Source organism: Candidatus Accumulibacter sp. ACC007 (genome assembly GCF_907163205.1).
In the GTDB taxonomy this organism is placed as follows: domain Bacteria; phylum Pseudomonadota; class Gammaproteobacteria; order Burkholderiales; family Rhodocyclaceae; genus Accumulibacter; species Accumulibacter regalis.
Genome location: NZ_CAJQUD010000014.1, coordinates 1 through 12,596, shown reverse-complemented (window position 1 = coordinate 12,596; position 12,596 = coordinate 1). Strand labels below are relative to the sequence as shown.

Annotated in this window: 7 protein-coding genes and 1 pseudogene; 5 read left to right on the top strand and 3 right to left on the bottom strand. The window is 65.3% G+C overall.

The genetic code is table 11. From position 1 onward, the window contains the following. Positions 1-20: 20 nt before the first annotated feature. Positions 21-1,010: a Nudix family hydrolase gene (locus QZ634_RS21290; protein ID WP_291991458.1), complete on the bottom strand. Its 990-nt coding sequence runs from the start codon at positions 1,008-1,010 to the stop codon at positions 21-23. Positions 1,011-1,050: 40 nt separating this feature from the next. Then, complete coding sequence (locus QZ634_RS21285) at positions 1,051-2,007, bottom strand: ATP-binding protein (protein ID WP_291991457.1); 957 nt, start codon at positions 2,005-2,007, stop codon at positions 1,051-1,053. A 48-nt stretch (positions 2,008-2,055) separates the two neighbouring features. Between QZ634_RS21285 and QZ634_RS21280 the strand changes: the two genes are divergently transcribed. The 3 genes and pseudogenes from QZ634_RS21280 to QZ634_RS21270 all read left to right on the top strand — a co-directional run. Next, on the top strand, positions 2,056-3,306 hold the full coding sequence (locus QZ634_RS21280) for a murein transglycosylase A (RefSeq protein ID WP_291991456.1): 1,251 nt from the start codon (positions 2,056-2,058) through the stop codon (positions 3,304-3,306). 176 nt (positions 3,307-3,482) lie between these two features. Beyond that, complete coding sequence (locus QZ634_RS21275) at positions 3,483-4,685, top strand: ammonium transporter (RefSeq protein ID WP_291991455.1); 1,203 nt, start codon at positions 3,483-3,485, stop codon at positions 4,683-4,685. 132 nt (positions 4,686-4,817) lie between these two features. Beyond that, positions 4,818-6,554 (top strand): annotated as a pseudogene (locus tag QZ634_RS21270) (chemotaxis protein CheB); the annotation flags it as partial. 91 nt (positions 6,555-6,645) lie between these two features. Here the strand turns inward: QZ634_RS21270 and QZ634_RS21265 are convergent. Further along, on the bottom strand, positions 6,646-8,877 hold the full coding sequence (locus QZ634_RS21265; protein WP_291984831.1) for an IS4 family transposase: 2,232 nt from the start codon (positions 8,875-8,877) through the stop codon (positions 6,646-6,648). Positions 8,878-8,906: 29 nt separating this feature from the next. Here QZ634_RS21265 and QZ634_RS21260 point away from each other — a divergent pair, with 29 nt between their 5' ends. Continuing rightward, positions 8,907-10,259 carry a PAS domain-containing protein gene (locus QZ634_RS21260; protein ID WP_291991454.1) on the top strand — a complete coding sequence of 451 codons (1,353 nt, stop codon included), beginning with the start codon at positions 8,907-8,909 and terminating at the stop codon, positions 10,257-10,259. Continuing rightward, positions 10,243-12,528 carry an EAL domain-containing protein gene (locus QZ634_RS21255; protein ID WP_366145437.1) on the top strand — a complete coding sequence of 762 codons (2,286 nt, stop codon included), beginning with the start codon at positions 10,243-10,245 and terminating at the stop codon, positions 12,526-12,528. The genes QZ634_RS21260 and QZ634_RS21255 overlap by 17 nt, the downstream gene beginning before the upstream one ends. The last annotated feature ends 68 nt before the right edge of the window (positions 12,529-12,596 follow it).

Below are 12,596 nucleotides of genomic sequence, written 5' to 3'. Positions count from 1 at the left end.
CCACTTCGGCCAACGCTCGCTCAGCGCCAGCCCCGCATCAGCGCGACGCCGTGCGCCCCGGCGCGGCAGGCGGTTTCGAGCATCTCCGGCTGCAGCCCGCCAAGCGCGTAGACGGGAAGCGGCGAACGTTCGACGAGGCGCGAGAACTCCGCCCAACCGAGACCGACGGCACCGGGATGGCTGAGGGTCGGCAACAGCGGACCGAGAACGACAAAGTCCAACCCCAGTTGCGCCGCCCGCGCGAGGTCGGCGGCGCTGTGACATGAAGCGGCAACACGCGCGAAATCCGGCCGGCAGTCGAGCTGCCAGAGCTGCTGCGACGACAGGTGCAAGCCGCGGGCACCGACCGAACGGGCCAGTTCCTGATCGTCGTTGATCAGCACGCAGACCCTTGGCGCGCAGCCCTCTTCGTAACGCTCGTAACGCTCGTAATGCTCGTAGCGGCGTGCAAGGGCCATGACGGCGCGCGCGAATTCCGCACGCCGCGCCGGCGCCAGCGTCTTGTCGCGCAGCTGCAGCAGGCGCAGCCCCCCGGCCAGCGCGCGCTCGATGCGCAGCAGCTCGGCTTCGACACCGTTCTCCTCGGCGTTGCTGAGCGCATACACTGGCGGCAGCGCGAGGGCCTGCAGGATCGGGCCATTGGCCGGCAGAATCGGCTCGACACAGGCCGCCGCGCCCGCTTTCAGCCAGGCGAAAGCGCTGTGCTCGATCGCTGCGATCGCACCCTGCCACGCGTGAATGCGGTAGAAGCGCAGGCGGACCGTGGCGTGCGGATAGGTAAACTCGCAGCAGACCCACGGCCAGACGTCGTTCACCGTGATCCCCAGCTCTTCCTGCAGTTCGCGGATCAGCGCCTGATGAAGCGTCTCTCCCGGCTCGACCTTGCCGCCGGGAAACTCCCAGTAACCGGCGTAGACTTTTCCGGGTGGGCGTTGCGCAAGCAGAAACTCGGGTGCGGCCGCATCGCCACGCAGCAGGACGGCCGCGACGACTTCGGTGATCTCCGTCATCGGCGAGCCCATCGCACGGCGCCGCGCGGCACGCCGACGATCATGCGCTGCGCGGGCGCTTGCGCGCCACCGCCGATGTTCCGGGCACCGTTTTGGTGCGCGAGCGCTGCGGGCGAACGGGCGCCACGAGCTGCCGACCCGCCCAGTCACGGGCAAACTGCCAGGCGACGCGGCCGCTGCGCGAACCGCGCTCGAGCGCCCAGTTGAGCGCGTCGCGCTCGGCGCCGGAAATCTCGTCCTGCGCACAGCCAAAGGCCTTCAGCCAGTGGGCGACGATGTTCAGGTAGGCGTCCTGGTCGAACGGGTAGAAGGAGATCCACAGGCCGAAGCGTTCGGAAAGCGAAATCTTCTCCTCGATCGCCTCGCCGGGATGGATTTCCTCGCCGACGCGCTTGCTCTCCAGATTCTCGGCGAAATACTCGGGCATCAGGTGACGGCGGTTCGAAGTGGCGTAGATCAGCACGTTTTCCGGCGCGGCGGCGATCGAGCCGTCGAGGACGACCTTCAGCGCCTTGTAGCGCGCGTCGCCGGAATCGAAAGAGAGGTCGTCGCAGAAGACGATGAAGCGTTCCGGACGCCCGTCGACGAGCTCGACGATATCCGGCAAATCGGTAAGCTCCCCTTTTTCCACCTCGATGACCCGCAAACCGTCGGCCGCGTAGGCGTTCAGCAGCGCCTTGATCAGCGACGATTTTCCCGAACCGCGCGCGCCGGTGAGCAGCACGTTGTTGGCCGGCCTACCGGCGACGAAGTGACGCGTATTGGCGTCGATCCGTGCCTTCTGCTCGTCGATGTCGTGCAGGTCGTCGAGCTTGATGGCCGGCAGGCGGGTGATCGGCTGCAAATAGCCGACACCGTGGCTCTTGCGCCAGCGAAAGGCTTTCGCCGCCCGCCAGTCGGGCAGCGCCGATGCGGGTGGCAGCAGGGGTTCGATGCGCTCGAGGAGAGTCTCTGCGCGCAGCAGAAAGCTGGCAAGTTGCCGGAAGAGGTCGGTCATCGAACGGTATACTCCGCGGTTTGACGAACCCGACACTCTAGCCAAACGATGCTCAAAAGCCAACCACGGACAACAGGTCCACTCCGCGCTCTTGCCGCCGCCCTGCTGGTCTTGCTGCTCACCGCCTGTGGCACGCGCAGCGAGGCACCGCAAGGCGACTGCCCCGCCTGCCCGGCTTGCCCGGGGTGCGAACCGGGCGCGACGGGCGAACCGGCCAAGCCGGCCACTCCCGCCTACAAGCCGCTGCAGCCGGCACGCTGGAGCGACCTGCCGGCGTGGAACGACGACGATCTGCGCGCCGCCCTGCCGGCGTTTCTGCAATCCTGCCGGGCGCTTGCCAAGCGCCCGCAATGGCCTCTGTGGCGTCCTGCCTGCGAGCAGGCGCAAGCGCTGAGCGCGCCATCGGCGGCGGCCATCCGCAAGCTCTTCGAGGCCCGCTTCCAGCCCTGGCTGCTGACCAACCCGGACGGCAGCAGCGACGGCCTGGTGACCGGCTACTACGAACCCCTGTTGCGCGGTTCGCGAACCCGCGGCAAGCCCTATGTCGAAGCCGTTCTCGGCGTTCCTCCCGATCTGCTGAGCATCGACCTCGGCGCCGTCCAGCCCGAGCTCAAGAACCTGCGACTGCGCGGCCGCCTGCAGGGCAACAAGGTCGTCCCCTACTACTCGCGGGCGGAAATCACCCGCGGCGACCAGAGCAACGGCGGCCGGGTCCTGCTCTGGGTCGACGACCCGGTGGAACTGTTCTTCCTGCAGATACAGGGCTCCGGGCGCGTCCGCCTGCCCGACGGCAGCATGACGCGACTGGCCTTCGCCGACCAGAACGGCCACCCCTACCAGTCGATCGGCAAGCTGCTCGTCGAACGCGGCGAAATGACCCTCGACCAGGCTTCGATGCAGGGAATCAAGCAATGGGCGCGCGCCAACCCGACGCGCCTCGGCGAACTGCTCAACGCCAACCCGCGCTACGTCTTCTTCAGCGAGCAGGCGATCAGGGGCGGCGACGGCGAAGGTCCGAACGGCGCACTGGCCGTGCCCCTGACGCCCGAGCGCAGCATCGCCGTCGACCCCCGCCACGTCCCCCTCGGCGCGCCCGTTTTCCTGTCCACCACCCGACCGGCAACGACCACCCCCTTGCGCCGCCTGATGCTCGCGCAGGATACCGGCAGCGCCATCCGCGGCGTCGTGCGCGCCGACTTCTTCTGGGGCTTCGGCGACCAGGCCGGCAGCGAGGCCGGGCGCATGAAGCAGCAAGGAAAGATGTGGGTGCTTCTGCCGCCGGGTGCCGCACCAGAATAGGTTCGACACGGCACGCACTGGTGCATCAAGCCCCATAAAGGGGCGACAGCATACGAAAAGCGCACAAGACTGGTGCGCTTTTCGTCTTTCTCGCGCGTGCTTACCTGATTACACGCACCAATTGGCATCGGCACGCATCTTGCTTGATGGCTTCGACACGATTTTCAGGAGGATCCATGGAAGCTCTCAAGTCTGGTAGCGACGTTCTCTTCATTCTGCTCGGCGGCATCATGGTCCTGGCGATGCACTCCGGTTTCGCCTTTCTCGAACTGGGCACGGTGCGCAAGAAGAGCCAGGTCAACGCGCTGGTGAAAATCCTTGCCGATTTCTCGGTATCGACGATCGCCTATTTCTTCATCGGCTACAGCCTCGCCTACGGCATCGACTTCTTTCGTGGCGCCGAAACCCTGATCGAGAAGAACGGCTATGAGCTGACCAAGTTCTTCTTTCTGCTGACCTTTGCCGCAGCCATCCCGGCCATTGTTTCGGGTGGCATCGCCGAGCGTGCCCGGTTCAATCCGCAGCTGGCAGCGACGTTCATGATCGTCGCCTTCATCTACCCCTTCTACGAAGGCATCGCCTGGAATCAGGCCTTCGGCGTGCAGGCGTGGCTGAAGGCAAGCTATGGCGCCGAGTTCCACGACTTCGCGGGATCGGTGGTGGTGCACGCCATGGGCGGCTGGATCGCCCTGCCGGCCGTACTGCTGCTCGGCGCGCGCCACGGGCGCTACACCAAGCAGGGCGGAATTTCGGCGCACCCGCCGTCGTCGATCCCCTTCCTCGCCCTCGGCGCATGGATCCTGACCGTCGGCTGGTTCGGCTTCAACGTGATGAGCGCGCAGACCATCGAAAACATCTCCGGGCTGGTGGCGATGAACTCGCTGATGGCCATGGTCGGCGGCACGCTGGTCGCCCTGGTGGCGGGCAAGAACGACCCCGGCTTCGTGCATAACGGCCCGCTCGCCGGTCTGGTCGCGGTCTGTGCGGGGTCGGACATCATGCACCCGATGGGCGCACTGGTCGTCGGCGGCATCGCCGGCGGACTGTTCGTGATGATGTTCACGCTCACCCAGAACCGCTGGAAGATCGACGATGTCCTCGGCGTCTGGCCACTGCACGGCCTGTGCGGTGCCTGGGGCGGTATCGCCGCCGGCATTTTCGGCAGCCAGGCCCTCGGCGGCGTCGGCGGCGTCGCTGTCATGCCGCAGCTGATCATGACCGCGCTGGCCATCGTCATCGCCCTCGTCGGCAGCTACATCGTCTATGGCGTGCTGAAAGCCAGCGTCGGCCTGCGCCTCGATCCGGAGCAGGAATACAACGGCGCCGACCTCTCGATCCACAACATCACCTCGACGCCGGAGCGGGAGAGCAACTGGTAAGGGCTCGTCACAAGGGTAGAGCCTGTCGGGCAGCGACAAGACTCACCGGACAGCCTTGCTGGCCCAGTAAACTCCTCCATCGGGAAGCCTGTTATTCTTGACAGACTTCGCAAGCAACGGTCGGGGAGGCGCATGGCAGTCAAAAAAACGACGACGAAGGCGCCGCCTGCAGCCGGGAGTTCCCGGCACAGCAGCCCTGACGCAACCGAGAGCGTCGCGGAGACGGCGGTCCCCGTTGTCGGCATCGGCGCCTCGGCCGGCGGCCTGGCGGCGTTCGAGGCCTTCTTTTCCGGCATGCCCGCGGCGACCGATCCGGGCATGGCCTTCGTCCTGGTGCAGCATCTGGCCCCGGACCACAAGAGCATCCTCGCCGACCTCATCCGGCGCTACACCCGCATGCAGGTCTTCGAGGTCGAGGACGGCATGCCGGTGTTGGCCAACTGCGCGTACATCATCCCGCCCAATCGCCAAATGGCGTTTCTCAACGGCCGACTGGAATTGCTGGAACCGTCCGAACCCCGCGGCCGGCGCCTGCCCATCGACTTCTTCTTTCGCTCTCTTGCGCACGACCAGCGCGAAAGGGCCATCGGCATTGTCCTTTCAGGGACCGGCAGCGACGGCACCCAGGGCGTGCGGGCGATCAAGGGCGAGGGCGGCATGGTCATGGCCCAGTCACCCGGATCGACGGAGTTTGACGGCATGCCGCGCAGCGCCATCGCCACCGGCCTGGTCGATTGGGAGCTGCCGCCCGCCGAGATGGCCGCGCAACTCATCGCCTATACGGCACACGCCTTTGGCCGACTCCCGGCGCTGTCCGCCAACCCGGCGCCGAAGATCGAGAGTGCGTTGAAGAAGATATTCATCGTCCTGCGCGCGCAGACCGGTCACGACTTCTCCCAGTACAAGCCGAGCGCCATCCACCGGCGTGTCCTGCGCCGCATGAGCATGCACCAGATCGAGGCGCTGGACGGCTACGTCAAGTTTCTGCAGCAGACCCCGTCCGAAGTGGACGCCTTGTTTCGTGATCTACTGATCGGCGTGACCGCTTTCTTCCGCGATCCGGAAGCCTTCGCTGCGCTCGAGGAACAGGTCATCCCCAGGCTTGTTGCCGACAAACCCGGCGGCGGCGTGATTCGCGTCTGGTCGACGGGATGCTCGACCGGCGAGGAGGCGTATTCGCTCGCCATTCTGCTGCAGGAGCACATGGAAGCACTGCAGCAAAGGTTCACGCTGCAGGTTTTTGCCACCGACATTGACAGCCGGGCGATTGCCACCGCCCGTGCCGGTCTTTTCCCGGCCGGAATCGCCTCCGACGTGTCGCCGCAGAGGTTGGCGCGCTTCTTCACCGCCGAGCCGGACGGTAGCGCCTACCGCATTCACAAGGGCATCCGCGACCTGCTGGTCTTTTCCGAGCACGACGTGATCAAGGATCCACCGTTCTCCCGACTCGACCTGATCAGCTGCCGCAACCTGCTGATCTATCTCGGTGCGGACCTCCAGAAGCAGCTTGCGGCGACTTTTCACTACGCACTCAAGCCGGGCGGGATGCTCTTCCTCGGCACCTCCGAAAGCCTCGGCGGCAGTGCCGAGCTGTTTGCCGCACTCGACCGCAAGGCGAAGCTCTATCAACGCAAAGACGATCTGGCTGGCGGCCAGGGTCCGTCTTCGCGCCGCTTCCGGCCACCGCTGATGACGCTCCAGCCGGGTGACGCGAAGCCCGCGCCGGGCATGAAGCTCTCGCTACGCGAGCTGACCGAACAGGCACTCCTGCAGCAGCTTGCCCCTGCCGCTGCGCTGGTCAACGGCGAGGGCGACATTCTCTACCTGCACGGCCGTACCGGCGCCTACCTCGAGCCCGCCCCTGGCGAAACCTTACCCTTACCCACATCGTGCCAGCAGACGGTAGCGAGTTGTTATTACGCTGGTCTGTAAGGTGACTGGGCATGGGTTGGCGCGGGGCTCAAGGAGCTTGTGGTGGAGGTGTAGCGAAGACGCGGTACATGCTGGTCAGGTCATCGAGTCGCTGGATGCCGATCCAGAGGACTTGAGCGCCGGGTTCGCCGTCGCTCTTACGGCCGAGGAAACCACCGAGGCGAGCGACCATTTGCACCGCCTGATGAAGAGTCGGTGGCGTGTCCGGGGGGATGGGCGTGCGGTGCACGAAGCCGTAGAGCGCCTTCCAGTGATCGTCATCGAAATAGGTGGTGCAGGGCAAGTCGGGGTGCTGGCGGGAGAGATGGACGAGGTGGAAGATCCGCCAGGCAACGACCATGTCGATCGCCAGACAGGCCTTCAGTGATTTGGCCGAGCCGAGTTGGCGGTCCTCGATGCGGCAGCCGCTTTTCAGCGTGCGGTGATAAATCTCGATTCCCCAGCGGCGACAATACCACTCGATACGGCTACAGGCTTCATCGAAGGTACGGGTCGGCACGGTGGTCAGCAGCATCCATTCCAGGGCAGAGCTGCCCTCGGGCGGATGTTCTTCGTGCGCCCAGATGGCCGACACCGGCACGTTTCCCAGTCGCGTCTGGTCGCGTGGCGGTTTGAGGGTGACGGCCTGCACACGCACGGTGAGGGTGGCCTCGCGCGCTGGCCTGCCATTGCCGGCCGCGACTTGCACGGTGAAGGTTCCGGCGACCGGCGCGGCGGCCAGGGCCGGCCACAGATGCGCCTGCTCGTCCGAGCACAGATGGCGGTTTGTCTGCGCCCGGACCAGCACGCCGGCCGTGGCGTCGCTGGCCTTGACAAAGAATTCATAGATGTCCGACTCGCGGTCGGCGACCATCACCCATCGGGTTTGCGGACAAGCGCGCTGGGCGGCCTCTATCCGGTCGAAGCTCTTGAGCCATTTGCCGCTTTCTTTTTCTTCGATCGGCCGCTTCTTGCGCGTGCGCTTCTTGCCATGCTCCGCCGGGTCACGCCGCCAATGCTGGACGTCGATCAGCCCGAGCGGGACGCCACTGGGCGTAAAGACCAGGGTCTCATGCAGCCACAGTCCGACCGGCCCATTGACCGTCGTGCCGATCAGTCCCAGCCCGTCGGTGGCCGGATGAGCCGAGTAATTTAACGCCGAGCTGTCGACGGCCGCCAGGACCAGCGGTTCCTGGGCAGCGCGTGCCTGGGTGGCCTGATAATGAGGAGCAAGCAGGGTATCGATGGTGACCTTCTCGTGCTGGAACAAGCGATAAGCGCCTCTGAGCTCGGCCAGGTGGCCTTCGCAGGCCTGCGGCAGGCTGGCCGTCGGACGGGCCTGAAAGCGGCGCGCCAGGGCCACTGTACGACGCTGCAAACGCGCGTCCAGTTCAAGGCCCGCAAACTCCGCGGCAGCCCAATCGGTCTCTGGTGTCGCGGGCGGTCCGGCACGCGGAAAGCGGCGCGGCTCGATGAGATGGAGAAACACCCGCTTCCTTGTCCGCTCGGCCGTATGCTGGCCGTCCTGCCGGCCACGACCGCGGCTTTCCCCGATCTCGCGCCAGTTCGCGGCGCGGTAGCTCGTGCCCAGACGCGGCGGGGCAACGAAGGTCTCGAGCGCCCACAGGGCGATACCGTAACGCTTCGGCCAGTCACGGACCAAGCGTCGGACGGCCAAGCCAAGCACATGCGAAGCCAGGTTGGGCACGCGAATCCCGGGAAGAATGAGAAAGCGCGAATTGCAGGCCACGTGCTGGAGTTGCTCACGACGCTCGTCCTCGCTCCAGCCCAGCCAGGCTTCTCGGTCTGCCAGACGGCGGGCGGCCGCCGAGAAGGCCAGACCACCGAGCCAGCCGAAGTGCTCGCAGCGAATCAGATAGCGCAACTGTGCGCCACACAACGGGCCACTGCCCAGTTCGTGGTGAGTGTCCATGAGGCCATTCCACACCGGCGACAGCGCTGCCTCACCGGTAACGTCGACCAGCTCGACCCGACCCAGTTCGGCCAACTCGCAGGTCACCGCGCCGCTCTCCACCACGGCCAGCGCTCCTCGCGCTGGAATGCTGCGCTGCGTCCCCGGCAGAACGACATCCCCCCGCGCTGCCATCTTCGCCAGAACTTTGCGACACGTCATCTCGCGCAAGCGCCCCAAGGGGTCCCGAAAATCGAAGGCTTCGCAAACGACTTGCGACAAGCGCGTGCGCGTCATGCCGATACGCGCGGCCATTTCCCGTACGTACGCCAGGGCATCACCTTCCCACAGCCGCTTCGCCATATCCATAGGCGAAACCATAGCGAAAAGTTGCTACGGTGTCCAGCGGAGATCTGGGAAAAGGTAAGGGCGAAACGGGGATCAACAACATTCTCAGGATGGCCCGCCCGGGGCTCCAGTTCGAGCTCAGCGCAGCGCTGCACAAGGCCGCGTTCAGCAAGGAGAGCGTCCATGTCCGGGAACTGCACGTCAGGAGCAACGGCCACTTCACGCGGGTCAACCTGAGCCTCCACCCGCTGCTGACCGGCCTGGCGGCAAGCCCCGGATCGCCGCTGTACCTGGTTATCCTGGCGGAAGCCGCCGCCCTTGCGCCCGAATCGACGCCACCGTCCGCTCAGCCCCTGGCTGCCTACGCCGAGGCCAGCGATGCGCACGCCGACGCGCAGCTCTGCGCGCTCAGGGAGGAGATGCGTGCCAAGGATGAATACCTGCAGAGCACGCATGAGGAACTGGAAACCGCCAACGAGGAACTCAAGTCGGCGATCGAGGAAATGCAGTCGGTGAACGAAGAATTGCAGTCCACCAACGAGGAACTGGAGACTTCCAAGGAAGAGTTGCAATCGGTGAATGAGGAAGTGGCGACGGTCAACGCCGAGTTGCAGAGCAAGGTCGAAGACTTGTCGCGCGCCAATAACGACATGAACAACCTGCTTGCCGGCACCGGCATCGCCACCATTTTTATCGACCATCAACTGCACATCCTGCGCTTCACACCGGCCACCTCTCAGATCATCAACCTGATTCCGGGCGACGTCGGTCGGCCGGTGGGCCACCTGGTCTCCAACCTTGTCGGCTACGACCGCCTGGTGGAAGACGCTCAGGGCGTGCTCGATACGCTGACGCCGCTGGAGACGCAAGTGCAAAGCAGCACCGGGTCGTGGTACGCGATGCGTATCCGCCCCTATCGCACTCTGGACAACGTCATCGAAGGTGCGGTGATCACGTTCATGGACATCACCGAAATGAAGCGGGTCGAAGCCTTGCTGGAGAGCCGCGCCAGCCTGTTCCGTCTCGGCGTCGTCGTACGCGATGCGTTTGACGCCGTGACCGTGCAGGATCTCGATGGCCGCATTCTGGCCTGGAATCCCGGTGCGGAAAGACTCTATGGCTGGAGCGAGGCAGAGGCCCTGCTGATGAGCACGCGCGACCGGATCCCGCAGGGTCTGGAGGACGACGCCCCGGCCATGGCGCTGCAGCTTGGCCGGGCCGAAGCGCTCACACCGCGCCTCACGCGACGCCTCACCAAGGGCGGCGCGGTGGTGCAGGTATGGCTGACGGCGAGCGCCCTGACCGGCGAGGACGGCCAGAGGTACGCGATCGCCACCACGGAACGACTGCATCAAGCGACGAAGGACGAAGCGACGGCTGCTGCCCATGTGCGGCCAGGATAAACGCGGTCAAGCCCGGCAACGCTCCCCGATGGCCGAGCGTCCGGGGGCGGGCCAGGCGCTGCGCCGGGCGGCGGAAGACCGCCTGCGGGGGATGGCTGCCCAACCGTCGGAAGAAATCGAGGCCGGCTGGCCGGAAGCAGCACAGCATGTGCTGTACGACCTGCGCGTGCACCAGACCGAGCTGGAGATGCAGAACGAGGAACTGCGCCGGGTGCAACTCGAGCTCGACGCCACCCGCGCACGCTACTTCGACATCTACGACCTGGCGCCGGTGGGCTACTGCACCTTGAGCGAGCAGGGGCTGATCCTGGAAGCCAACCTCTGCGCCGCGACCTTGCTTGGTGTCGCCCGGGGTGAGCTGGCCAGGCAGCGGATCAGCCGCTTCATCCTCAAGGCAGACCAGGACATTTTCTACCTGCACCGCAAGCAGCTTCTGGAAAGCGGGCAACGGCAGTCGTGCGAATTGCGCATGGTCACCCTTGCAGGCCGGCCATTCTGGGTGCTTCTGGAAACCGTCCTCGCGCAGGGCGCCGAGGGCGAGCGCGTACTGCGCACCGTGATCAGCGACATTACGAGGCGCAAACAGGCCGAGGCCGAACTGCGCATCGCCGCCGTCGCCTTCCAGTCGCAGCAGGGGATGCTGGTCACTGATGCCAAGCGGAGGATCCTGCGCGTCAATCAGGCTTTCACCCTGATGACCGGTTACAGCGCAGAGGAAGCCGTTGGTCAAACGACGTCGATGCTTGAGTCTGCCCGTCACGACGCGGACTTTTTCCGCGCCATCTGGAAGTCGGTCACTAGCAAGGGCTGTTGGCAGGGAGAAGTCTGGGACCGGCGCAAGAATGGCGAGGTCTATCCAAAATGGCTCACCATCTCGGCGGTCAGGGGCTGCGGCGGCGCCGTGACCAATTACGTCTGCATGCAATACGACATCACCAAACGCAAGCTGGCCGAGGAAAGAATCGAGGAACTGGCCTTCTTTGATTCCCTCACCGGTTTGCCCAACCGCACGCTCTTGCGCGATCACTTGCAGCAGGCCATGACGGCAGGCCAGCGCAACAGGACTTTCGGTGCGCTGCTGTTCGTCGATCTCGATCACTTCAAGACGCTCAACGACACCCAGGGCCATCGCCAGGGCGACCTTCTGCTGCAGGCAGTGGCACAACGTCTTACCGCCAGCGTCCGCGAATCGGACACCGTGGCCCGGCTGGGTGGTGACGAGTTCGTGGTCATCATGGGAAGCCTGAACCGCAACATGGCCGAGGCCGCCACGCAGACCGAGAGCGTCGGCGAGAAGATCCTCGCTGCCCTCAATCAACCCTACCGGCTCGACGATGCGGATCATCACAGCACGGCGAGCATCGGCGCCACCTTGTTCTGGGGCGTCGAGACGTCCATCGACGACCTGCTGATGCAAGCCGATCTGGCGATGTACAAAGCCAAGACCGCGGGCCGCAACGCGCTGCATTTCTTTGATCCGGAGATGCAGACCCTGGTCTCCGCGCGTGCCCTCCTGGAGGCGAGCCTGCGCAAGGCGATTCGCGAAAGCGGCTTCGTTCTTTACTATCAGGCACAGGTGGCCGCCGATGGCCGGGTCACGGGATGCGAAGCGCTGCTGCGCTGGCGGCACCCCGAGCGCGGCATGCTCGCCCCCGCAGCGTTCCTTGCACTGGCCGAGGAAACGCACTTGATCGTACCCTTGGGCTACTGGGTCATCGAGACCGCGTGCATGCAGTTGGCAGCATGGGCCACGCGACCGGAGATGGCCCCTCTCACGGTGGCGGTGAATGTCAGCGCGCAGCAGTTCCGGGAAGCCCACTTCGTAGACCGGGTCCTGGCGATAATCGCGCGCACCGGTGCCGACCCGAAGCGACTGCAACTGGAGCTGACGGAAAGTCTACTCGTGGACCACGCCGAGGACAGCATCGACAAGATGGTGGCGCTCAAGGAGCGGGGCGTTGGCTTCTCGCTCGACGATTTCGGAACCGGCTATTCCTCGCTGTCCTGCCTGAAGCGCCTGCCGCTGGATCAGTTGAAGATCGATCAGTCGTTTGTGCGCGATATCCTCAGCGACCCCACCGACGCCGAGATCGCCAGGAGCGTCGTGGCGCTGGCACGCAGCCGCGCGCTGGCCGTGATCGCCGAGGGAGTGGAAACACAGGCGCAAAAGGAATTCCTCGAGGATTGCGGTTGCTATCTCTATCAGGGCCATTTCTTTAGCCGACCCCTGCCACTAGAGGGGTTCGAGGAGTTTGTGCGGCGGCCTTGACACGCCAGCGGTGATTAGCTTACCGGCGCAGTCGAAGGTCGCTGGCATGGCGCCGGAACGCCCATTCA

Bases quoted from the DNA above. Each gene is read 5' to 3' on its own strand.
- QZ634_RS21290 (WP_291991458.1), bottom strand. From the start codon at position 1,010: ATGACGGAGATCACCGAAGTCGTCGCGGCCGTCCTGCTGCGTGGCGAT.
- QZ634_RS21285 (WP_291991457.1), bottom strand. From the start codon at position 2,007: ATGACCGACCTCTTCCGGCAACTTGCCAGCTTTCTGCTGCGCGCAGAG.
- QZ634_RS21280 (WP_291991456.1), top strand. From the start codon at position 2,056: ATGCTCAAAAGCCAACCACGGACAACAGGTCCACTCCGCGCTCTTGCC.
- QZ634_RS21275 (WP_291991455.1), top strand. From the start codon at position 3,483: ATGGAAGCTCTCAAGTCTGGTAGCGACGTTCTCTTCATTCTGCTCGGC.
- QZ634_RS21265 (WP_291984831.1), bottom strand. From the start codon at position 8,877: ATGGATATGGCGAAGCGGCTGTGGGAAGGTGATGCCCTGGCGTACGTA.
- QZ634_RS21255 (WP_366145437.1), top strand. From the start codon at position 10,243: ATGTGCGGCCAGGATAAACGCGGTCAAGCCCGGCAACGCTCCCCGATG.